Origin of the sequence: Lysinibacillus sp. NPDC096212 (assembly GCF_044763105.1) — a bacterium.
In the GTDB taxonomy this organism is placed as follows: Bacteria; Bacillota; Bacilli; order Bacillales_A; family Planococcaceae; genus Lysinibacillus.
Genome location: NZ_JBIWFQ010000025.1, coordinates 1 through 21,229 on the forward strand (window position 1 = coordinate 1; position 21,229 = coordinate 21,229).

General features: G+C 38.7%; 26 protein-coding genes and 1 other annotated feature. Of the genes, 3 read left to right on the forward strand and 23 right to left on the reverse strand.

The window, feature by feature from the left end:
- Positions 1 to 148: 148 nt before the first annotated feature.
- Both secDF and ACIQ7T_RS20460 read right to left on the reverse strand, forming a co-directional pair.
- Positions 149 to 2,416 carry a protein translocase subunit SecDF gene (secDF, locus tag ACIQ7T_RS20455; RefSeq protein WP_370075412.1) on the reverse strand — a complete coding sequence of 756 codons (2,268 nt, stop codon included), beginning with the start codon at positions 2,414 to 2,416 and terminating at the stop codon, positions 149 to 151.
- Between the two features lie 348 nt (positions 2,417 to 2,764).
- Positions 2,765 to 3,073, reverse strand: coding sequence for a post-transcriptional regulator (locus ACIQ7T_RS20460; protein WP_370075413.1), 309 nt, complete (start codon positions 3,071 to 3,073; stop codon positions 2,765 to 2,767).
- A gap of 93 nt (positions 3,074 to 3,166) precedes the next feature.
- Between ACIQ7T_RS20460 and ACIQ7T_RS20465 the strand changes: the two genes are divergently transcribed.
- Positions 3,167 to 4,684, forward strand: coding sequence for a putative polysaccharide biosynthesis protein (locus ACIQ7T_RS20465; RefSeq protein ID WP_370075414.1), 1,518 nt, complete (start codon positions 3,167 to 3,169; stop codon positions 4,682 to 4,684).
- Here ACIQ7T_RS20465 and ACIQ7T_RS20470 read toward each other — a convergent pair.
- The 8 genes from ACIQ7T_RS20470 to ACIQ7T_RS20505 all read right to left on the reverse strand — a co-directional run bounded on the left by ACIQ7T_RS20470 (position 4,681) and on the right by ACIQ7T_RS20505 (position 11,809).
- A complete protein-coding gene (locus tag ACIQ7T_RS20470) occupies positions 4,681 to 5,316 on the reverse strand; it encodes a DUF421 domain-containing protein (protein WP_370075415.1) in 636 nt (211 codons plus the stop codon). The two genes, ACIQ7T_RS20465 and ACIQ7T_RS20470, sit on opposite strands and share 4 nt — an antisense overlap.
- 149 nt (positions 5,317 to 5,465) lie before the next feature.
- Positions 5,466 to 5,726, reverse strand: coding sequence for a preprotein translocase subunit YajC (yajC, locus tag ACIQ7T_RS20475; protein ID WP_370075823.1), 261 nt, complete (start codon positions 5,724 to 5,726; stop codon positions 5,466 to 5,468).
- A gap of 173 nt (positions 5,727 to 5,899) precedes the next feature.
- Positions 5,900 to 7,045 (reverse strand): tRNA guanosine(34) transglycosylase Tgt, encoded by a 1,146-nt coding sequence (gene tgt, locus ACIQ7T_RS20480; RefSeq protein ID WP_370075416.1) that lies wholly within the window; start codon positions 7,043 to 7,045, stop codon positions 5,900 to 5,902.
- 54 nt (positions 7,046 to 7,099) lie between these two features.
- Positions 7,100 to 8,143, reverse strand: coding sequence for a tRNA preQ1(34) S-adenosylmethionine ribosyltransferase-isomerase QueA (queA, locus tag ACIQ7T_RS20485; RefSeq protein ID WP_370075417.1), 1,044 nt, complete (start codon positions 8,141 to 8,143; stop codon positions 7,100 to 7,102).
- A 17-nt stretch (positions 8,144 to 8,160) separates the two neighbouring features.
- A complete protein-coding gene (ruvB, locus tag ACIQ7T_RS20490) occupies positions 8,161 to 9,165 on the reverse strand; it encodes a Holliday junction branch migration DNA helicase RuvB (protein WP_370075418.1) in 1,005 nt (334 codons plus the stop codon).
- Positions 9,166 to 9,183: 18 nt separating this feature from the next.
- Positions 9,184 to 9,804, reverse strand: a complete 621-nt coding sequence (gene ruvA / locus ACIQ7T_RS20495; protein ID WP_370075419.1) for a Holliday junction branch migration protein RuvA — start codon at positions 9,802 to 9,804, stop codon at positions 9,184 to 9,186.
- Between the two features lie 114 nt (positions 9,805 to 9,918).
- Positions 9,919 to 10,716 carry a phosphotransferase gene (locus ACIQ7T_RS20500; protein WP_402873027.1) on the reverse strand — a complete coding sequence of 266 codons (798 nt, stop codon included), beginning with the start codon at positions 10,714 to 10,716 and terminating at the stop codon, positions 9,919 to 9,921.
- 70 nt (positions 10,717 to 10,786) lie between these two features.
- Entirely contained in the window at positions 10,787 to 11,809 is a 1,023-nt protein-coding gene (locus ACIQ7T_RS20505; protein ID WP_402873030.1) for a LysM peptidoglycan-binding domain-containing protein, read from the reverse strand.
- Positions 11,810 to 11,950: 141 nt separating this feature from the next.
- Here ACIQ7T_RS20505 and ACIQ7T_RS20510 point away from each other — a divergent pair, with 141 nt between their 5' ends.
- Complete coding sequence (locus tag ACIQ7T_RS20510) at positions 11,951 to 12,484, forward strand: transcription repressor NadR (protein WP_370075422.1); 534 nt, start codon at positions 11,951 to 11,953, stop codon at positions 12,482 to 12,484.
- 341 nt (positions 12,485 to 12,825) lie between these two features.
- Here the strand turns inward: ACIQ7T_RS20510 and ACIQ7T_RS20515 are convergent, their stop codons facing one another.
- On the reverse strand, positions 12,826 to 13,215 hold the full coding sequence (locus ACIQ7T_RS20515) for a thiol-disulfide oxidoreductase DCC family protein (protein ID WP_370075423.1): 390 nt from the start codon (positions 13,213 to 13,215) through the stop codon (positions 12,826 to 12,828).
- A gap of 30 nt (positions 13,216 to 13,245) precedes the next feature.
- On the reverse strand, positions 13,246 to 14,121 hold the full coding sequence (gene pheA / locus ACIQ7T_RS20520) for a prephenate dehydratase (protein WP_402873032.1): 876 nt from the start codon (positions 14,119 to 14,121) through the stop codon (positions 13,246 to 13,248).
- Between the two features lie 169 nt (positions 14,122 to 14,290).
- Here pheA and ACIQ7T_RS20525 point away from each other — a divergent pair, with 169 nt between their 5' ends.
- Positions 14,291 to 14,440 (forward strand): hypothetical protein, encoded by a 150-nt coding sequence (locus ACIQ7T_RS20525; RefSeq protein WP_370075425.1) that lies wholly within the window; start codon positions 14,291 to 14,293, stop codon positions 14,438 to 14,440.
- Positions 14,441 to 14,702: 262 nt separating this feature from the next.
- Here the strand turns inward: ACIQ7T_RS20525 and ACIQ7T_RS20530 are convergent, their stop codons facing one another.
- The 11 genes from ACIQ7T_RS20530 to minC form a co-directional block, all read right to left on the reverse strand.
- Positions 14,703 to 15,158, reverse strand: coding sequence for an ACT domain-containing protein (locus tag ACIQ7T_RS20530; RefSeq protein ID WP_053484814.1), 456 nt, complete (start codon positions 15,156 to 15,158; stop codon positions 14,703 to 14,705).
- Between the two features lie 23 nt (positions 15,159 to 15,181).
- A complete protein-coding gene (gene obgE, locus ACIQ7T_RS20535) occupies positions 15,182 to 16,471 on the reverse strand; it encodes a GTPase ObgE (RefSeq protein ID WP_402873035.1) in 1,290 nt (429 codons plus the stop codon).
- Positions 16,472 to 16,476: 5 nt separating this feature from the next.
- Positions 16,477 to 17,004, reverse strand: a complete 528-nt coding sequence (locus ACIQ7T_RS20540) for a Spo0B domain-containing protein (protein ID WP_370075427.1) — start codon at positions 17,002 to 17,004, stop codon at positions 16,477 to 16,479.
- Between the two features lie 67 nt (positions 17,005 to 17,071).
- Positions 17,072 to 17,353, reverse strand: coding sequence for a hypothetical protein (locus tag ACIQ7T_RS20545; protein WP_370075428.1), 282 nt, complete (start codon positions 17,351 to 17,353; stop codon positions 17,072 to 17,074).
- Between the two features lie 39 nt (positions 17,354 to 17,392).
- Complete coding sequence (gene rpmA / locus ACIQ7T_RS20550; RefSeq protein ID WP_132356986.1) at positions 17,393 to 17,692, reverse strand: 50S ribosomal protein L27; 300 nt, start codon at positions 17,690 to 17,692, stop codon at positions 17,393 to 17,395.
- Positions 17,689 to 18,045: a ribosomal-processing cysteine protease Prp gene (locus ACIQ7T_RS20555; protein WP_132356987.1), complete on the reverse strand. Its 357-nt coding sequence runs from the start codon at positions 18,043 to 18,045 to the stop codon at positions 17,689 to 17,691. The genes rpmA and ACIQ7T_RS20555 overlap by 4 nt, the downstream gene beginning before the upstream one ends.
- A 16-nt stretch (positions 18,046 to 18,061) precedes the next feature.
- A complete protein-coding gene (gene rplU, locus ACIQ7T_RS20560; RefSeq protein ID WP_323647589.1) occupies positions 18,062 to 18,370 on the reverse strand; it encodes a 50S ribosomal protein L21 in 309 nt (102 codons plus the stop codon).
- A gap of 14 nt (positions 18,371 to 18,384) precedes the next feature.
- Positions 18,385 to 18,460 (reverse strand) — a sequence feature (ribosomal protein L21 leader region).
- Positions 18,461 to 18,505: 45 nt separating this feature from the next.
- Positions 18,506 to 19,117, reverse strand: coding sequence for a zinc metalloprotease (locus tag ACIQ7T_RS20565; protein ID WP_402873040.1), 612 nt, complete (start codon positions 19,115 to 19,117; stop codon positions 18,506 to 18,508).
- Positions 19,107 to 19,661, reverse strand: coding sequence for a peptidoglycan DD-metalloendopeptidase family protein (locus ACIQ7T_RS20570; protein ID WP_132356989.1), 555 nt, complete (start codon positions 19,659 to 19,661; stop codon positions 19,107 to 19,109). The genes ACIQ7T_RS20565 and ACIQ7T_RS20570 overlap by 11 nt, the downstream gene beginning before the upstream one ends.
- 93 nt (positions 19,662 to 19,754) lie before the next feature.
- Positions 19,755 to 20,552 carry a septum site-determining protein MinD gene (minD, locus tag ACIQ7T_RS20575; protein ID WP_370075430.1) on the reverse strand — a complete coding sequence of 266 codons (798 nt, stop codon included), beginning with the start codon at positions 20,550 to 20,552 and terminating at the stop codon, positions 19,755 to 19,757.
- A gap of 1 nt (position 20,553) precedes the next feature.
- A complete protein-coding gene (gene minC / locus ACIQ7T_RS20580) occupies positions 20,554 to 21,222 on the reverse strand; it encodes a septum site-determining protein MinC (RefSeq protein ID WP_370075431.1) in 669 nt (222 codons plus the stop codon).
- Positions 21,223 to 21,229 lie beyond the last annotated feature (7 nt).

A 21,229-nucleotide genomic window follows, 5' to 3' on the forward strand; every position in this document is an offset into this window, starting at 1 on the left:
ACTATATCAACAACCGACCAAGAAAATGTCTTGGTTGGAAAACTGCAAACGAGGCTTTTAATGAGCAATTGTTGCACTTAATTTGACAAATCATCTTATAAAAAAACAGGGAAAGAAATGTTTCCTTTCCCTGTTTTAAAGACTTATGTTAAACAGTAGGCTCGTCAGTACCCCATTGTTTTTTCTCTTTTTTGTGTATTTGACCATCTGATTTTTTCATTTCACGAACTTTAAGTGAATACCAGATTTGTGCAGCAATACAAATTGAAGAATACATACCTGTGATTAAACCGATTAATAACGCGATTGAGAAGTTTTGAATCGACGGTGCACCTAAAATAAGAAGTGACACTGTCACGATAATAACCGTTAACACTGTGTTAACAGATCGACCCATCGTTTGACGTAGTGATTTGTTCACGATATCCGCTAACACTTCACGGTCTTTAATCGTATCATATCGATCTAAGTTTTCACGCATCCGGTCAAACGTAACGATCGTATCATTAATAGAATAACCGACAATCGTCAGTACAGCTGCAATAAACGTAATATCAACTTCTAAGCGCATGAAACTAAATACAGCAACAATTAAGAATACGTCATGTAGTAACGAGACAATCGCCCCAACACCCATGCGCCATTCGAAACGAACCGCTACATAGATAATGATACCGATAGCCGCAAGTGATAATGCTTTTACAGCATTTTTTACAAGCTCTTTACCGACAGTTGGTGACACTGTACTTACGCCAGGTTCATGACCATATTTTTTGCCAGCTTCTTTTTTGAATTTTAAAATTTCTGCTTGCGATAGGTCATGTTTGTAACGGATAACCGCAGAGTTACTCTTTTCACCTGTCAAAACGATATCTTCAGATGAGAAGCCAATACTATCTAGATATTTAGATACTTCTTCTTTATTCAACGTTTGCTCCGCCTCAATTTGCACACGAGTACCACTTAAAAAATCAATACCAAGGTTTAGACGGAATATACCAAGAACCACTAAACCAGCTACTAGAATAGCTAATGAGAATGTATAGAATTTCTTACGGTTGTGTACAAAGTCAAAACGATCAAATTTCGTTGATAAATCTAATGTACCAATATTTTCATCTAAGCTATGCTGTTTAGATTTTGCAATACCAAACCATGCTGGATTGTTGAAATAGCCACTATTTGCAAGTAAAGCTAATAGTACACGAGAACCCCAAACAGCTGTTACGAAGCTTAGTAAAATACTAATAATTAATGTTGTTGCAAATCCTTTAACAGAGCTTGTCCCCCATTGGAATAATACAGCAGCAGCTAATAATGTAGTTAGCTGTGCATCGATAATTGCTGATAAAGACTCCTTCGAGCCAATCTGGAATGCTTGTTTAACCGAATAACCTACTCGTAGCTCTTCACGAATACGCTCCGCTGCTAAAATATTCGCATCAACGGCCATCCCTATACCGAGCACGATAGCTGCAATACCTGGCAGTGTTAATACCGCGTTAATCCAGCCAAATACAACTAGTACTAGGAACGTGAAAATAGCAAGTGTAATGATGGAAATAAAGCCAGGTAAACGATAGTAGAATAGCATAAATAAGAAAATTATTACTACGCCTACAACACCTGCGAAAATTGTACTTTTCAGTGCTTGGTCACCAAATTGTGCACCAACTGAAGTAGAATAAATTTCTTTAAGCTTTACAGGAAGTGCCCCAGCATCTAAAATACCTGCTAAATTTTTTGTTTCTTCAACTGTGAAATTCCCGCTAATCATTACATCCGTTGTATTTAATGTTTGGTTAACAGTTGCTGCAGATGCATAACGAGGCTTCGCTTTTTGTGATTCAGCTTTATATGAATCAACACCATCTTCAAAGTCTAACCATACAACGAGTAAATTTTGACCTGCTGGTTTAGCGGCAATTTTACTAGTTATATCAGCAAATTTCTTTGCATCTTTTAATGTTAGGGAAACAATTGGACGGTTTTGTTGGTCAAAGGAATCCTTAGCGCCACCTGGCTTTAAGTCATTACCATCCAGCAATATATTGTCATCGACATCACGGAATGTTAAATTCGCAGTAGTAGACAATAATTTACGTGCTGATTCTTGGTCTTCGACACCCGCTAATTGTACACGAATACGATTTTTGTCTTCAACCTGAATGCTCGGTTCACTTACCCCGATAGCATTTACACGTTCACCAAGAGCTGTTGCTGTTGCCGACAAAACACCCGGTGTAATTTCTTCTCCCTTGTGTAATTCTGTCACCTCATAAAGAACCTCAAACCCGCCTTGTAAGTCAAGACCTAGCTTAATGTCCTTTAAGACGCCGCTTACAGTCGTACCAATGGTTGCTGTAAAAATAACCAATAGTAATACGAATGCAACTATACGACTTTTTAGTTTCATTTATAAATCCTCCTCGAATTGGTGTAAGGCAATTCCTTACACTACAAACAAGTATAATAGCAAGTCCTTTTGAAACGTTTATTCCTCCTTTTCCTTTAGAATAATGTTGCCTGTGCTTCAAAAAGATTGCTCTACTTATTTCAATCGTTCATAACGCGCAAATTTATCCCTGTATTTGAATAGGTGTATTCCTCCAGATTTAGAAAAGAATTATTAGGAGGTATTTGAATAAATATACTTATACAAATAAAAAAAGCGCAACACACTCATTATGAAACACGTTGCGCTTGGTGTCAATTCAACACTTTTAGTATTCTTTTATTATTTGACAAATTTCACACATTCTTCTTAAGTTTTAACCGGACCAAGTAGCATTTTTAACTCTTCCGTATTCAATTCTGTAAACCATTCATTGCTTTGTAAAAATTCTACTTGATTAAATGATACGATATCAGATGGTGATACTGAAAAAATAGTGGAGATAATTTCATGTAAACGTAATTGTTCAATATTTTTTTTGCGCCATTTTTTTTCTATACAGAAGCGCCATAGTTCTTCTGCTGTAATCGCATCATATTGAAAATGTTTAAACTCTTCTATCTTACTATCAATTGCAGGACGAATTTTTTCAAATAGTTGCTCATACTGCATACTCATTTTGAATCATCTCCAATCAAAGTTGTATCGTAAGACATGTCTGCATACAAATAGTGTAAATGAATTTTTGTGGCTTGAGAAGGGACGGATGGCATGAGTTCTTTTGTACGGGGTACACTATTTTTAATGTTCGTGATTTTTTTATCAAAACTCTTTGGCTTCTTTTATAGAATGCAATTTATGCGTATCGCTGGTGAAGAGGCAGTCGGCATTTATATGACCGTCTATCCGGCGTTCATTTTCTTCATCTCACTCATTCAACTTGGACTACCTATCGCTGTGGCAAAAATTGTAGCAGAGTTACTAGCAAAGAACAAACGCGAAGGCATCTATGGTGTTATGCGTACGGCTATACTTTGGTCATTTATTGGAATGATCATCTTTATGCCGATTGTTGCACTTACTATACCATATATCTCGACTACACTTTTACATAATGAACAAACAACAATTACGCTTTGGATTGCACTCTTTGCTGTACCAGTGTCAGTTGGTTCTGGCTTATTGCGCGCTTATTTACAGGGTATTGCGAAAATTACACCAACAGCTTGGGCTCAAATGATTGAGCAAATTATCCGCATTACCTTCATCACATTTACACTGCCTTTTGTGGCTGCCTATGATAACGCTGCCGTTACAGCAGCCTCTGCTATGGGTATTACGCTTCTAGCTGAAGTCGTTGCTTTCTTGTATTTGTGGATGCATTATATTGTCTCAAAGAAAAAATTATTGACACAAAAAAACAAAATTGAGGCTTATCCTTCCTCTCCGATGTTACGGATTGCCCTTCCTTCTGCAGGAAGCAAGCTATTTGGATCTTTTACTTGGTTTTTAGAGCCTATCATTTTTTTAAAGGCTTTAACAATGGCAGGATTAACAGCCTCCGCTGCAACAATTTTATATGGGGTTATTTCAGGTGTACTAGTCCCCCTATTATTATTCCCGGCTTTTGTGTCTGCAGCACTTTCGATCGTTCTTATACCAGCTGTTAGTGATGCCGTTGCACGTCAGCACATACCGCTCCTACAGGAACGTATTTCTGTATCATTGCGACTTTCATCATTAGTGGGCTGTGTTGCTGCTACGTACTTTTTCGTTCATGGAGACGACTTAGCTATGAAGCTCTTTCACTTACAAGAAAATCGTGGATATGTGAAAATATTGGCCCCTATTTTTTATTTTTATTATATACAAAGTCCATTGCACTCTATATTACAAGCAATCGGTGAGGCTCGTGCAGCAATGATGAACTCCATTTATGGTGGTCTTGGTAAACTCTTTGTCATGTTCGTACTTGCTTCTCAGCCTGGGATACAGGAAAAAGGTGCCGTTGTAGCAATTGGCTTTGGCGTTTTATTAACTTCATTTTTGCATATCGCAACAGTAAGACAGCGCAAAAATTTACGTGCTGGCTTTAGAATGTTTGTCGTGCCATATAGCTGCTTTATTGCTGTTTGTGTTACTCAGTATTTCCTGATGCAAATAATGCCACTGCCTTTTATTTTAAGTAGCTGTGTAACGTTGTTTTTACTATTTACTTTCTTATTATTTACCAATCAGTTGCGCATAACTGATTTGCGCTACCTTCGTAAGCTGGCCAAGAAAGTTTAAGATTCTTTCAGCTGGATATGAAGCCGATCTTCTTCCCAAACACAAAAAAATACTATGTTACTATCCGTAATATTATTTTTAGCAAGCTCTGCTATTAACCAATCAGTATCTTTATGCAAGACCTGTAAATGCCTATCCTGAATATCACCGTCGATAATCAGTGGGTAAACAAATGCCTTTTCATCTTTTTGGTATACAGACAGATTGCCCGAGGGCTCTAGATAAGCATAAGCAATATCTGTAACGGAAGCATTTCCGTTTTCGCGTAATTGTTGACACAAATCATCTAAATTATAGCGTTGCTTGCGCATTTCACTTTCTAAAATGACACCATCTCTTATCAGTAATACTGGATCACCATCAACTAGATCACGGAATTTTTTACTTTTGAGTGAAATATATGCAGTTGTTATTTGTATGAAAAACAATATGATGATTGGTAAAATCACACTAAATAAAGGACTTTCGAAATCATCAAGTGCAAACGCAGCAACCTCAGCCATTAAAATGGATACAACTAAATCTATTACAGATAATTCGCCGACCTCACGTTTACCCATTAAACGAAAAATTATTAGGATAAACACATATAAAAAGCATGTTCTAAAAATAATCGTTAAATATTCTTCCATACAGTCACCCCCATAATATAAGGTGACCGTGTACGTTACTTTTTATACAAAAAAAGCCTTGTCAAAAATGAATTCTGCATTTTGACAAAGCTATTTATATGGTGTAAGGCGTTGTCCACTAATGTTGGACAACGCCTTTAAAATCAATTTTAGTCATTGTTAACTCGTCCGATTGCCTGACGATCAAATTTTACGCGCACATTGTCTGCGATTTTTAATGTTATAGTTGTGTCCTCAATTGAGTCAATCTCACCATGTAAACCACCGATTGTAATAACTTTATCTCCACGTTGCAAATTACCCTGCATATTTTGTGTTTCCTGCTGTCTCTTTTTGGCAGGGCGGATTAAAATAAACCACATTGCAACGAACATGATTAAAATCATGATTAAGCCAGAATATTGTTCCATCATTCTTGCCCCCTTTCTAATTCTCACTTTTTTAGTATAGACTATTCCACCCTAAAAAAGCGACGGACAAGCCCATTTTTTTTCTATATTACTAATATTTTTTCTAAGATAGACAATTTTTCGCTAGAAATATTCACATTTCACACAAATTTACATGATTTTTTTACTAAATATTAGAAGTTCTTTGCGTTTGGTCCATTAAAGCCATATTTCTCGAAAAATTCTTCTCGGAAATCACCAAGACGGTCCTCGCGTATTGCCTCACGTACTTGTTCCATTAGCTTCAATAGGAAGTGTAAGTTATGGTAAGTCGTTAAACGGATACCAAACGTTTCTTCCGTACGAATTAGATGGCGGATATAGGCGCGTGAATAGTTTTTACATGTATAGCAATCACAATTCGGATCAATTGGTCCGAAATCACGTGCATATTTTGCATTTTTAACAACTAAACGACCTTCAGATGTCATTAATGTGCCATTACGGGCAATACGTGTTGGTAATACACAGTCAAACATATCAATACCACGAATAGCACCATCAATTAATGAGTCAGGTGAACCGACACCCATTAAATAACGTGGTTTATTCGTTGGCATTAATGGTGTTGTAAACTCTAACACTCGGTTCATAACATCCTTAGGCTCACCAACAGATAGTCCTCCAATTGCATAACCAGGGAAATCTAGCTCTACTAATGCTTCTGCAGAACGACGGCGTAACTCCTCGTATTCTCCCCCTTGAATGATACCGAATAGACCTTGGTCTTCTGGACGTTTATGTGCCTCTTTACAACGTTTAGCCCAACGAGTTGTACGGTCTACCGATTGCAGCATATAGTCATATGTCGCAGGGTAAGGTGGACATTCATCAAAAGCCATCATAATATCTGAGCCTAAATCATTTTGAATTTCCATCGCCTTTTCTGGACTTAAAAACAATTTGTCCCCATTCAAGTGATTGCGGAAATGAACCCCTTCTTCTTCGATTTTACGGAATTGACTAAGTGAGAAAACTTGGAAACCACCTGAATCTGTTAGAATCGGGCGATCCCAGTTCATAAATTTATGCAAGCCACCTGCTTCTTTAACAATATCATTACCTGGTCGTAGCCATAAATGATACGTATTTGACAGAATAATACCTGCATTCATGTCCTTTAATTCCTCAGGTGACATTGTTTTAACAGTTGCTTGTGTACCAACAGGCATAAAAGCTGGCGTTTCAAAAGAGCCATGTGGTGTATGCACGATGCCAAGGCGTGCTCCTGTTTGCTTACAAGTATGAAGTAGCTCATAACGAATTGCTGGTTGTGTCATATTATAAAAATCCCTCTCTTATCTAAAGTAAAAACAGTACTCCGATTTTTATCTTTATTCTCCTTTTGGACGAATAAACATAGCATCACCAAAGCTAAAGAAACGATATTTTTCTTCTACAGCTTGATGATATGCACTTAAAATTGTTTCTTTTGTTGCAAGCGTACTAACAAGCATTACTAGTGTAGACTTTGGTAAATGGAAGTTTGTGATTAAACCATCTACAACAGTAAATTCATATCCCGGATAAATGAAAATAGACGTCCAACCTTGTTCTGCTCGCACTTCGCCTTCATATTTAGAGCCGATAGTTTCTAATGTACGTGTAGAGGTTGTACCAACTGCAATCACTTTTCCACCATTACTCTTCACTCTATTTATGATAGATGCGGTTTCTTCCGTTACACTATAAAATTCTGAATGCATTTCGTGATTTTCAATTGAATCTACACTTACAGGACGGAAAGTTCCAAGTCCCACATGTAAAGTGATAAATACAACTTCGACCCCTTTTGCTTTTACTTGCTCAAGTAATTCTTCTGTAAAATGCAAGCCAGCAGTCGGTGCTGCAGCTGAGCCACGCTCTTTTGCATAAACGGTTTGGTAACGATCCTTGTCCTCTAATTTTTCACGAATATATGGAGGTAGTGGCATCTCACCAAGTTGCTCTAAAATTTCATAAAAAATCCCATTATATTTAAACTCAAATGTACGCCCACCATGATCAAGCTCTCCTGTACAAGTAGCTGTCAGTAAGCCATCTCCAAATGTTACAACTGTGCCGACTTTTACACGTTTAGCTGGTTTAACAAGTGTTTCCCATTCATCCGTACCTGCCATTTGCTTTAATAGCAGTACTTCTATATGAGCACCAGTTTCTTCTTTAACGCCCATTAAACGCGCTGGTAAGACTCTTGTATCATTTAACACAAGGCAGTCTCCCGCTTGTAGCTCATCTAAAATATGAGCAAAATGATGATGCTCTACATTTTGTGAGCCTGGCGTCACTACCATTAAACGACTAGCTGTTCGGTCCAAAAGTGGTGTTTGTGCAATAAGCTCTTCTGGCAATTCAAAATCAAAATCTTCTACACGCATGAAAATACTTCCTTCTTCTAGGTTTGTTGGGGATACTCATATCCAAAATGTTCGTAGGCTGAATGTGTTGCCACACGTCCACGTGGCGTACGTTGTATAAAGCCAATTTGCATCAAATATGGCTCATATACATCTTCAATCGTTACGCGTTCCTCGCCTATAGATGCTGCCAGCGTATCTAAGCCTACAGGGCCACCACGGAAGCGCTCAATCATATTGGTCACAAGTTTATGGTCAATATGGTCAAGTCCTCTAGGATCGACTTGTAATAGCTCAAGCGCTTGCTTAGCAAGTCCCTCCGTTATCATACCATCTCCGATCACCTGTGCATAATCTCGCACTCGTTTTAGCAAACGGTTAGCAATACGGGGTGTACCACGTGAGCGTGTCGCCATTTCAAGTGCTGCTACTTGCTCAATCTCAACATCAAATAAATGCGCACTACGTACAACAATTTCTGCAAGTGACGTATTATCATAATACTCCAACCTCAATAACACGCCAAAGCGATCCCTTAAAGGTGCTGATAATGCGCCAGCTCTTGTTGTGGCACCAACGAGTGTAAATGGCGGTAAATCTAGTCGTACAGAACGCGCTTCAGGGCCCTTACCAACGACAATATCTAAACAAAAATCCTCCATCGCAGGATAAAGCACCTCTTCTATTGCACGAGGCAGGCGATGTATTTCATCGATAAATAGCACATCCCCTGGTTCCAGTGAGCTTAAAATAGCTGCTAAATCTCCAGGGCGTTCAATCGCAGGGCCGCTAGTCATGCGCACATTGACATTCATTTCATTAGCAATAACAGCAGCTAATGTAGTTTTACCAAGTCCAGGCGGTCCATATAACAGCACATGATCTAAACTTTCCTGACGAAGCTTTGCCGCTTCAATGAAAATTTGTAAATTCTCCTTTACCTTATGTTGACCAATGTATTGTGCTAATCTTTGTGGCCGTAAAGATAATTCAAACTGTTCATCATAGCTACCTGCCTCACTAGCAATCATACGTTCAGACATGTACTTCCCCCCCTTTCACTATTTTAACTTTAATAGCAATTGTAAAGCTTGTTTCATAAATGCATCTGTTGTTTCAAGCTTGTCGTTTTCTTCGAGCTGTGGACGTATTTTTTCCAATTCTTTTTCAGAATAACCAAGTGCCATTAAGGCAAGAATAGCTTCTTCAAGCTCATGTTTATATGGATTCACACCAAATAACGGTAGCTCATCTTCTGTACTTGGCAGCTCAATTGTCTCTAACAATCCGCCAAGTTTACCTTTTAAATCTAGAATCATTTGACGTGCCGTTTTCTTACCCACACCAGGAAACTTTACTAAAAACGATTCATCTTCTCGTTCAATGGCACTGATAACCTGTTGCGGATTCCCAGTAGCTAAAATAGCAAGTGCACCCTTCGGTCCAATTCCTGATACTAAAATAAGTTTACGAAACAGCTCTCGTTGGTCTAAACTTGGAAAGCCATATAACACTTGTGCATCCTCACGTACATGCAAGTGAACAAAAATTTGTTGTTCAAGGGCCGATGTCCGGAACGCAAATGGATTTGGTGTATTAAGCTGCCAGCCAATCCCTTGCTGTTCAAGGACGATATACTCCGGAGTTATACGCTTTACTTGTCCTTTTAAATAATCATACATTCTATAATCCCTCACAATCATCGTCTTCGATTATAGCATATTACGAACGAATGCTCGACTATAAGAAATAACACAAGTAGTCGTTCACATACAAAAATGACCGCCAAAAGACGGTCATTTCTTTATCATTTTATCAATATCGTACCACAGTTTTGGCCAATATGTGAGAGCCCGTTTTGTAAATGGCACTAAATAATCTAAAAATACCAGCTGTTGATTTAATGGTAAATCCGCTGCAAAAAGCCATTCACGTAATAGCTCATTTGGATATTTTAAACGATGTAGCTTTCTTTTATCTAATCGTTTCAACTCTGGTAGCTCAGCAAATATTTTACCAAGGTCATAATCTACGGCAGGCAATACACGATGTAACCATAAAATGTATTCATCATCTGCTTCCCCAAGGTGAGCCAAATCAAAATCAATTAAACGTAATTCCCCATCTGAGCACCATAAAAAATTATGATGGACGACATCTCCATGTAAAAGCGTTGTTTCTTTTTCAGGTACATCTTCCTGAGCGATTAGCTGTAACGATTTCTCACTATAATGTAAAATTTGATTGATTTCTTCCTTTGTTAAAAATGCACGAAATTCATTCCGTCTGCTTTTAAAACGCATATGGCGCATTTGCCATTTTAAAAGCTGTGAATAGGTGTGCAAACCTGGCACCCGCTGCCAAGCAATTTTTTTATTTGTATCATGTAATGTATTTAATAGCTTTAGTGATTCCTTCCGATCCTTTTTATGTGCAAAATTAGCACTATGACTTCCTTCTTGCCAATCTTGCACGATTAAATACTCATCTTCACTTTTCATTAAAGGTAAGATCAACGAGGGCTCCAGATGTCCAAGTCGGCGATGAATAACCCTTACCTTTTCTGCTATTTCTATCTGCTTTGCTCGTTTCACAAAATAATTTTTGGATTGATATTTATACTTCCAAATATTAGGCTTTATTTCTTCGATAATATACGCTTTTTCACCATCGATAAGGCGTCATCCCGCCTGGAGAAAAGTGCGGTGACATCCATGGTCCTACCGAAGCATGTGGCATATGGCAATGTGAATGACACGGCATTGGGCATGGTGGTGGACATGGCGGCGGACAACAACATGGGTCCATTTGCCAAGTCGGCATCATGACTGGTTGTGCGTGACAACCACATGGCTGTTCCATTTCCGGCATCATTTCCGGCATTGGCTGATATTCTGGATTCATAGGGAAGAATGGAGATGTACTAGATTCTAAGAACTCCTCCGCCCCAGCAACTTTTTCACAACCCATTTCACATGATGGTTGCTCTGGCATTGTATAAGCCTCAACTTGCGGTTCCATTGGCATTGGCATTGGCATTGGCATCGGCCAATACATATGATGATGCACTGGCTGATGGCAGCTTGCACAATGTGGTACTGCTGGCATTTGTGGCATTTGTGGCATGATAAAAATCGGTTGTGGCATTGGTGCTGGTGGTTGCGCCATCGGTTGGGCTACAGGCTGTGGTGGTGGTTGAATTTGAATTGGAGATACAGTTTGTTCTACACTTGGCATGACAACGTTTTGATTCCAGCTAAGCTCAACAGGCGCTGGCTGAGGCATCGGCATTGGCATTGGATAAGGAATTGGAATCATCTGCGGTTCTGGCATTGGTGGTGGTGGTACAACAATTGGTGGTGGCGTTGGTCTTTGAACCTCTTTTTCTTTAACGTGCCTTGTAGGTGACTCCTTGTGCATATGTTCTTTATGCATGTGCTCCTTATGCCCCTCTTTATGGGATTCTCTATGTCCCCCCTCTCTATGCATTCCCCAATCTGTTTCTCGATGATGTTCTCTATGTGGTTCTTTGTGTATTTTTTCAGGTAGGATAATTTCCATGCCCGGTACAATATAATCTGGATTAGCAAGATGGGCATTAAGCCGCTTTAAATCTTCAAACGAAATTCCGTACTCTTTCGCAATCTTCCACAACGTGTCTCCCTTTTGGACAATATGAATACGCAATTTTTTCCTCCCTTCCTCTCTTCGTATCATATGTTCAATGTTTCATTTGGATACAAAAATTTCACGCATGTTGGAAATGCTTCATGGTACACTAGTTTTAAGGAAAACTGCTTCCTTTATTACAAGCAGAGGTGATCTCTTATGAAAAAAATGTTAGGCGAAGAACGCCGACTGCAACTCCTAGCACAACTTAAAAAAAGTACAGCACCTATAACGGGGACGGACCTAGCTAAATTCGCTAATGTTTCTAGACAAGTCATTGTCAATGATATGACATTATTAAAGGCTAGAAATGAACCTATTATTGCAACTAGCCAAGGATATCTTTATATGCATCAGGAACAATTACAACAAACTGTTGAACGTACAATTCCTTGCTTCCACTCTGCTGAGGATGCAGAAGATGAACTTATAACAATAGTTGATTGCGGTGGTACAGTAAAAAATGTTATCGTTGAACACCCAATTTACGGGGAAATTACCGCATCCATTATGGTTTCTAACCGTCATGAGGTAAAAAAATTTATTCAACGCGTCAATGAAACACAGGCAAGTTATTTATCCGAACTAACAGGTGGTACACATCTTCATGTTATTTCTGCTCCTTCTGTTGACATTTTAGATTTAATTGAACTTACTTTGCAAAAAAAGAGCTATTTAGTTGTAGATCAATAATGTAACAAATTTTTATTGAATTTAAATGATTAACTTGAATTATCATTTAATTTTTATGAAGCTTATTTCATTTGTTCCATATTCATATTGAACTTACTATTGCAATTTCAACCAAAAGAGCTATCCACTTGGATAGCTCTTTTGTATGTCAATGAAATTAAGATATTAAAGTATGGCTCTGCGGCAAAATGAGGGGGGGGGGTTCCGTCCGCTGAAACAGGAAGTGAGTAGCATGAAACGGAAATCATCCTCATTTAAAGCTCCAACATTCACAAAGAATTTCTTGGCCATTTTGTTTTTCAATACTATGAGCTATCCACTTTAATTGGATAGCTTCAAAGCTAGAGAAATCTATTTCGTTGTGAAGGTGTTGGCAATAAACATACTTCTTTTCGTCCAAAAAGACGATATCTATTTTTTGCAAATAACCGATACATTGTATTTCGTATAGATGGAGGAATCATGATCAAAATATAACAAACAGGCCAAAAACTATCTAATCTCCTACAGATTTTAAGTGCTGCCGTGGATTCAAAATATACCTTTCCCTGTTCAATTAATATGACACTATCAATATTTTCTGGTACTTCGTATTGTGCAAGTAATGCCTGCCCAGCTTCACTTTGAATGGACGCGAATTGAAAATACGCTGCTTGATCATATTTGATAATAAATTGCACACTGCTATCACAAAAATTGCACACTCCGTCAAATAATATAATGCCGCCCATACTGATTCCTCCTCGTCAAGACGAAATTGATTACTCGTCTGATGTTCGATAAGTAAAGTATGTACCAAGTGATTTCACCTTGCAACCAAGTGCAGCTAGTTCTTCCATAGCTCCACGCATCATAGGCTCCTTTTCATCTGCTAAAACATCAATCATAAAGAAATAATCACCTAAGCCTGTTTTTAATGGTCGTGATTCGATTTTACTTAAATTTAATTGTCGCCATGCAAATACTGATAATACTTGATGTAATGCCCCTGAACGGTCCGTTGGTAATGTAATCATGAAAGTTGTCTTCGCTTGTCCATCAGATAATTCTTGCGGCAATCGTCTATTTTGCTTTGATAATACGAAGAAGCGTGTATGGTTAAAATGGAAATCATGAATATCAGGTTGAACGATTTCTAAGCCATATTTAATTGCCGCCGCTGCATTTCCAACTGCCGCAATGCACTCGTTTGGATTTTCGGATACAAATTTTGCCGCTGCTGCTGTTGATGTTGTTTGATGTAACGGAGCATGGCTGAAGCGATAAAATAAATATTTATGACATTGGGCTAGAGCATGTGGATGTGAATAAACTCCTACGATTGACTCCCAATTGTCCTTCTGCTCTTTATTTACCATTAAATGCTGCTGTATTTTTAACTGAAGCTCACCTGTAACATATAAGGTCGCCTCATGAAATAAATAATCAAGCGTTAACGATACAGATCCTTCTAAAGCATTTTCCAGTGGTACAACTGCTAAATCTACCTTCCCCTTTGCTACCGCTTCAATACATTCTGGAATTGTAGAACAAGGGACAAGCCACTCATTCGGAAAGGTTGCCTTTGTTGCTAAGTATGTAAATGATGCCTCAGGTCCTAAATATCCTATTCGTTTTTCCCATTGTTGCTCTGTCATTACATGTACCTCCTTAACTACAACTTGTAGCTTTTGATTTTATATTTAAATGGCTCATCACCATAACGTGGGGTTGATTTCCGTGCCGACTGCGCGCTTTGTTGTTGCTGTCGCTTCGCTTTCGCACAGAGCAGAGCTCCGATGAGCCGCTTGGGGCAACAGATGTTTTTTGCGCGAAAGCGTAGTGCTAACGAAGCGTCAGCAGCAGGATGTTGGTCACGAAGGCGTTATCACAGGACGTGATGTTCTTAGCCTTCGTTCCTCTATTGCTGATCCCCAAGGAGTCGCGCAGTCTCAACTTCTCCCTAAATTTCACTAATGAAAAAATTCGGAATTTTCAATCCGTGAAATTCACTTTATATTTCTACATCAAATGTTAGGCAAAGGCATAATGTGAAGCTTTCCAAAATGCTCCGGCGATTGCCGCACCTCTTAAATCAAATTATAGAATTTTTTGTGATAGTCTTTATTTTTTGTTATAGAATAAGGAGCTGTCCCATGAAGTGATCATTTCATCACATGGGACTGCTCCTTTTGAGCTTATTTACATTCTGTCAAAAATTCAAACTTGCTGTCAGTCATTACAATGCACCAGAACTAATTACTTCCGCTGACTCTACAAAATCTAAACGTTTAAGTTGCTGTATTAAATCATCCAGTTCACATGTCATACTAGTGACATCTAACGATAATGTAACATTCGCACGTCCTTGAATCGGTATTGTTTGATGGATAGTCAGTACATTGCAATGCGTAATTGTCACTGTTTCTAAAAGCTTTGCAAGTGTTCCTTTACGGTCCTGAAGCTGTAAAAAGACTGTTAAAATGCGTTCCTGCACAATTGAATGAAAAGGAAATACAGCATCCCGATATTTGTAAAACGCACTACGCGATAAATCCACCTGCTTTACCGCATCCCAAATGGAAGATACCGAACCACTTGAAAGTAAGTGTTTCGCCTCCAAAGTTTTTTGCATAGCATCCGTTAAAACATCTTCACGAACTAAATAATATCGCTGATTCGCAACATTCTTCATACGCTTCCCCCTAAAACCTATTCTTAGTCGACAAATTCAAATTCGAATTCCAATAAGCGTACAATATCACCATTTTGTGCACCACGTTCACGTAATGCTTCATCGACGCCCATACCACGTAATTGGCGTGCAAAACGACGTACACCGTCCTCGCGGCTGAAGTCTGTCATTTTGAAGATACGCTCAATCGCATATCCACCAAGAATGAATGTACCATCAGGATCACGAGAGATTTCGATTGAATCTGCTTCAGATTGGTGTTTGTAAAGTACCGTTGCATCTGATTCTTCATCTAGATCGTCGAATAATGGGAATTCAGGAGTCACTTCCAGTAAGTCGGCAATTTCAAATAATACCGGCTTTAAACCTTGGCGAGAAACCGCTGATACTGGGAAGATTTTCGCATCTTCGCCCACTTTTTCACGGAAAATTTCTAAGTTTTCCTCTGCATCTGGCATGTCCATTTTATTTGCCACAATAATTTGTGGACGTTCTGTTAAACGAAGATTATATTGTTTTAGCTCATCATTGATTGTTAAGTAATCTTCATAAGGATCGCGCCCTTCCATACCCGACATATCAATTACATGTACGATAACACGTGTACGTTCAATATGACGGAGGAATTGGTGACCTAGACCAACACCTTCGTGCGCACCTTCGATTAAACCTGGTAAATCTGCCATTGCAAAGCTACGATGATCATCCGTTTCAACCATTCCTAAGTTCGGTACGATTGTAGTGAAATGATAAGCACCTATTTTTGGCTTTGCCGCAGAAACAACAGATAATAATGTTGATTTACCTACACTTGGGAAGCCAACTAATCCTACATCTGCTAGTACTTTCAACTCTAATATAACATTTAATTCTTGTCCTGGCTCACCTTTTTCAGAAAGTTCTGGAGCAGGATTGGCTGGTGTTGCAAAGCGGGAATTCCCGCGGCCACCGCGACCAGCTTTTGCGATAATCGCTTGTTGACCATGCTCGACTAAATCCGCAATAACAACGCCTGTTTCTTCGTTCATTACAACCGTGCCCGGTGGTACTTTAACGATTAAATCATCTGCACGTTTACCATGCATCCCTTTACTCATACCATGCTCACCACGGTCAGCCTTGAAGTGGCGTTTGTAGCGGAAATCCATTAACGTTCGCAGACCTTCTTCAACTTGAAAGACAACATTCCCGCCGTGACCACCATCGCCACCAGCTGGACCACCATTCGGTACAAATTTTTCACGACGGAAGGCTACCATTCCATCCCCACCGTCGCCACCTTTTACATAAATCTTGACGTGATCGACAAACATTTAATTCACTCCCTGCTTGCACTCAATACATATATCCAAGACGCATTTGTCTCTTCCACTGTTTGAATGTCTAATTGTTTCAAACCTTTTTCGGTGAATGCATCAGCACTCCATAGCCCATTTAACGTGAATGTCACGGCAAATGTATGATCGTCAACACGTACATCGAGCACTAATCTCTGCTCTGTAAATGGATCTAATGTATCATAAACATGCATAACTGTTTTGTTTAAGTAATCTACAACTTCCGAATCAACTGTATTTGTGACAGACATTTTTATGTCACCGCTAAGCTTCATTGGTAATGAAGGATAGCGCCAACCTGCTGTTTGCAGCCATTCGATTGTTTGCGGTAATTGTAGACGATTAAGGATAGAAAGTACTTGTAATTGTTCTGAATAATTTTGAATAAGTTTTTTTGATTCATCAATTCTACCTAAATCTAAATTCATGCGAATAAGCTGAAGCTGATTCACATAATCATGATTTGCAAAACGTATTACTTCACTAATGGTTAGTGATTGATTGTTCATCCCATTCACTCCAATAAAGTTATCCTTACTAGTATAACAAGTTTTGCTGTATTTTTCCCTTAATTCTTCAATCAATTATGCCGAGGCATAATTGTTGCTGTCGCTTCGCTTTCGCACAGATAAAACCTTGTTGCTGTCGCTTCGCTTTCGCACAGATAAAACCTTGTTGCTGTCGCTTCGCTTTCGCACAGATAAAACCGTGTTTCTGTCTCTTCACTTTCGCTACGAAAACACTTGTAGCTGACGCTTTGCTTTCGCTACCAAAACCATTTGTAACTGACGTTTCACTTACGTTACATAAAACATTTTGCTGAAAGAAATTGAAATTTAGCCAAAAAAAGGACTGCAATAAATGCAGTCCTCCGCTTTATGTTATCTTTTTAAAAGATTAAGCTTCTTGTGATGCTGGGTATACAGATACTTGTTTGCGATCGCGACCTAAGCGTTCGAATTTAACAACGCCGTCAACTTTAGCAAATAGTGTATCGTCACCACCACGACCTACGTTTGTACCAGGGTAAATTTTTGTACCGCGTTGACGGTAAAGAATTGAACCACCAGTTACGAATTGGCCATCAGCACGTTTAGCACCAAGGCGTTTTGACTCAGAGTCACGTCCGTTTTTAGTAGAACCTACACCTTTTTTCGATGCGAAAAATTGTAAGTCTAAAGTTAATAATAATTTCATTCCGTTCCACCTCCTACTTGGTTGTAGTTGATTTGGATGTATTGTCCGTAATTTTGCACCATCGAATACACTTGGGCAGTCATTACTTGGACAATTAACTGTAGTTTCGCATCAATCTCAGGCTCTAATTCTGATGGTAAGTTTACCTTAAGATAGCCTCCACCTTCAGCAGCTTGTTCGATTTCTGGCTGTAATTGTAATAGTGCATAAATAGCATTTACTGTACCAATGGCAATTGTAGATGCTCCAGCACATACTAAATCCTTACCAGATTCATCGTATTCTGCATGTCCTGAAAATTCAAATGCTGACACATGTCTATTTTCATCGTGATGAATCGTAACTTGTATCATTCGCTACACCTCACAATTAAGCGTTGATAGCTTCAACAACTAATTTTGTGTAAGGTTGACGGTGACCTTGTTTACGACGGTAGTTCTTTTTAGCTTTCAATTTGAAAACAACGATTTTTTTCGCACGGCCTTCTTTAACAACTTTAGCTGTTACAGTAGCGCCTTCTACGAATGGAGCTCCAACTTTAACGTTTTCGCCACCAACGAATAAAACTTTATCGAAAGTTACAACCTCGTCAGCTTCTACACCTAATTTTTCAATATAGATTTCTTGACCAGCTTCTACTTTGATTTGTTTACCACCAGTTTCAATAATTGCGTACATTTTACTGCACCTCCTCTTAGACTCAGACTCGCCTGTTTATAAAGGTGATCCTAGGATACTTAAACCTTTCCAGTGCGGTTGCAGTAGCACAGGTGCTACAAACAATAACATTAAAATATTACCACAAGATTTTTTTTAAGTCAATCTATTCATTACATATTTCTCGAATGCTAAACGATATTTTCGATAATTCCATTCCTTTAACGCTTGAAGCCATATAAATAAACATAAAATTGCTAAAAAAATAGATTGTGGGAGGTAACATAAAGTTACCATGAATAGTATAAAGGCGATTATAAGAGAAAACCAGTAATAATATTCAAACGCACGAACACTTGGAGTGAATAAAAATAAGCATGCTAAAAATATTCTACCACCGTCCAACGGAATAATCGGTAAAACATTGATTGCTAATAGCACAAGTTGCACATTAATAAATTTAGTAGCAAGCAGTTCTGGCATAAAAAAAGCGAGGCCAATCCCCAATATTGTAGCGATTGGTCCCCCTAAGGCAATCCAAAGGAGTGACGTTGCAGGCACAACCGCTGGATTTTCAAATTCTATTTCCCCTCCGTAAGGTGTAATAACGCATGATTTCACCTTAACACCACAAAGCATTGCCGTTAACAAATGACCAGCTTCATGCCATAATAACGAAGATAAAATAATGGCGTAATAAGCAATTTGACCAGTAAAAATCATTAAAAATACGAGAGGGATACATAGAAGATGCAGTTTAATTTTCATTGGACGCCGCTGTTTCAAGCCATTGTACAATCTGCTCTAAGCTATATTGTGTTTTATCTTTTTCAATCGAAATATAGAGTTGTCCCGCCTCTTTCATGCCGATTAAATCGTTTGCCTGCACCGTTGTATATGGAAGTTGTGCTAAACTATCCAGCATCCCATAGGATACTGTTGTACCATCATCATAGCTTATTGTCATTGTTTTACCGGTATATTTAGTATGGCCGGTAAAAACGACAAGACCATTCTTTCCAGCATAAACCGGTAGGCCCATGTCATATTGCAATAAAAAACCTTCCTTAAAAACTTGCGCATTGGCAAATGATAATAGTTCAGTTTGCCCAACATCACTCGAAACTAAAATTGTTGTATCTTCTTTATTTAGCCAACTTTGCCCGAGCTCACTTAAGTAGGTTAAATCTGCTGATGTTGTAACAAGTTTTCTCACAGGTGTTTCCAATACACCTTGATCCTCTAAACGTATTACAAGCATAATTGCAGCCACAAGCAGTATCGTGACCAACCATTTCCATTTTTTAAACAAGCCCTCATCCTTTTTTCACACTATATGAGATTGCATGTCCATTCATGCACAAGAAAAAAACCTTCTCGTACAAATGCACGAAAAGGCTGATGATTATTTAGAAAATAACGCTTTTAGTTTTGAAAATACACCTCTATGCTCATCTTCAATTGCCATAAGTGGCACAGACTCGCCAAGAATTCGACGGGCAATATTACGATAGCCTAGAGATGCTTTATTAGTAGGATCCATTACTACCGGTTCACCTTTATTGGATGATGAAATAACTCCTTCATTATCTACGATGATCCCTAATAAATCGATAGACAAATGTGTTGTAATTTCATTAACATCCAACGTATCACCGCTTTTCATCATATGCTGGCGAATGCGGTTAATAATTAGTTTAGGTGCAGTAATTTCTTCCTGTTCGAGCAAGCCAATAATTCGATCTGCATCACGCACGGCAGAGATTTCTGGCGTTGTTACAACAATTGCATGATCTGCACCAGCAACAGCATTGCGATAGCCTTGTTCAATACCCGCTGGACAGTCTATTAAAACATAGTCATAGTCCCTTTTTAATTCTTCTACTAAGCTCTTCATCTGCTCAGGTTTAACAGCATTTTTATCTGTCGTTTGAGCAGCAGGTAATAAAAATAGTTTCTCATCTACTCGTTTATCTTTTATTAACGCTTGATGAATCTTACAGCGTCCTTCAACAACGTCTACTAAATCATAAATAATCCGATTCTCAAGACCTAAAATTACGTCCAAATTACGAAGTCCAATATCAGTATCTACTAAACATACTTTCTTACCTTGTAGAGCCAATGCAGTCCCCAGGTTAGCCGTTGTCGTTGTTTTTCCGACACCGCCTTTACCTGAAGTTATGACGATCGCTTCTCCCACACTAGCTACCTCCCTTAGACACATTTAATAATGGTCGAATATTTTTTAACGCGTTTATTTGATCGTACGTAATGCGCCCATCATAGCCAATAAATGCACAAGTCATCTCTTCATGTTTAATAGCTTTTACATGCTCGTCCGACATTGCCTGAACCTGATCAGCAATCATAATATGTGTGGCTTCAAAAAGAGATGCTGCAATGATTGCCTCCTTATTACCATGAACGCCAGCATGCGCAATTCCCTTGAGTTTACCTAGGACATACACATTGCCACCCGCTTCTACACGTCCGTTCGGATTGACATTCCCTACGATAATAATATCTCCTGACGAACGCAGAACTTGACCCGATCTGACCACACCAATATATGTATCTTGTTGACTTTCAATCCTTTTCTGGTTGCTTTCATGGACAGTCAGTACTTCACTTTGCACCTTTGAAACAATTAGTTGCTCTGTTTCCTGAACAATTTTAATAAGCTCTTTGATTTGTTCATCAGAACAGTATCGATAGCCCAAATATAATTGTACATCTACTTTACTATCGATACCGCTTTCTGACACTTTCTTTTTAAGCTCTTCTACTAAATCGACATATGCACATTGATCGTCTAAATGAAGAACAAATCCATCCTTTGTCCCCTTCATATTAACTAACTGTTTTTTCATGAATGCC

Bases quoted from the DNA above. Each gene is read 5' to 3' on its own strand.
- secDF (WP_370075412.1), bottom strand. From the start codon at position 2,416: ATGAAACTAAAAAGTCGTATAGTTGCATTCGTATTACTATTGGTTATT.
- ACIQ7T_RS20460 (WP_370075413.1), bottom strand. From the start codon at position 3,073: ATGAGTATGCAGTATGAGCAACTATTTGAAAAAATTCGTCCTGCAATT.
- ACIQ7T_RS20465 (WP_370075414.1), top strand. From the start codon at position 3,167: ATGAGTTCTTTTGTACGGGGTACACTATTTTTAATGTTCGTGATTTTT.
- ACIQ7T_RS20470 (WP_370075415.1), bottom strand. From the start codon at position 5,316: ATGGAAGAATATTTAACGATTATTTTTAGAACATGCTTTTTATATGTG.
- yajC (WP_370075823.1), bottom strand. From the start codon at position 5,726: ATGGAACAATATTCTGGCTTAATCATGATTTTAATCATGTTCGTTGCA.
- tgt (WP_370075416.1), bottom strand. From the start codon at position 7,045: ATGACACAACCAGCAATTCGTTATGAGCTACTTCATACTTGTAAGCAA.
- queA (WP_370075417.1), bottom strand. From the start codon at position 8,143: ATGCGTGTAGAAGATTTTGATTTTGAATTGCCAGAAGAGCTTATTGCA.
- ruvB (WP_370075418.1), bottom strand. From the start codon at position 9,165: ATGTCTGAACGTATGATTGCTAGTGAGGCAGGTAGCTATGATGAACAG.
- ruvA (WP_370075419.1), bottom strand. From the start codon at position 9,804: ATGTATGATTATTTAAAAGGACAAGTAAAGCGTATAACTCCGGAGTAT.
- ACIQ7T_RS20510 (WP_370075422.1), top strand. From the start codon at position 11,951: ATGAAAAAAATGTTAGGCGAAGAACGCCGACTGCAACTCCTAGCACAA.
- ACIQ7T_RS20515 (WP_370075423.1), bottom strand. From the start codon at position 13,215: ATGGGCGGCATTATATTATTTGACGGAGTGTGCAATTTTTGTGATAGC.
- pheA (WP_402873032.1), bottom strand. From the start codon at position 14,121: ATGACAGAGCAACAATGGGAAAAACGAATAGGATATTTAGGACCTGAG.
- ACIQ7T_RS20530 (WP_053484814.1), bottom strand. From the start codon at position 15,158: ATGAAGAATGTTGCGAATCAGCGATATTATTTAGTTCGTGAAGATGTT.
- obgE (WP_402873035.1), bottom strand. From the start codon at position 16,471: ATGTTTGTCGATCACGTCAAGATTTATGTAAAAGGTGGCGACGGTGGG.
- ACIQ7T_RS20540 (WP_370075427.1), bottom strand. From the start codon at position 17,004: ATGAACAATCAATCACTAACCATTAGTGAAGTAATACGTTTTGCAAAT.
- rpmA (WP_132356986.1), bottom strand. From the start codon at position 17,692: ATGAAATTATTATTAACTTTAGACTTACAATTTTTCGCATCGAAAAAA.
- ACIQ7T_RS20555 (WP_132356987.1), bottom strand. From the start codon at position 18,045: ATGATACAAGTTACGATTCATCACGATGAAAATAGACATGTGTCAGCA.
- rplU (WP_323647589.1), bottom strand. From the start codon at position 18,370: ATGTACGCAATTATTGAAACTGGTGGTAAACAAATCAAAGTAGAAGCT.
- ACIQ7T_RS20565 (WP_402873040.1), bottom strand. From the start codon at position 19,117: ATGAAAATTAAACTGCATCTTCTATGTATCCCTCTCGTATTTTTAATG.
- minC (WP_370075431.1), bottom strand. From the start codon at position 21,222: ATGAAAAAACAGTTAGTTAATATGAAGGGGACAAAGGATGGATTTGTT.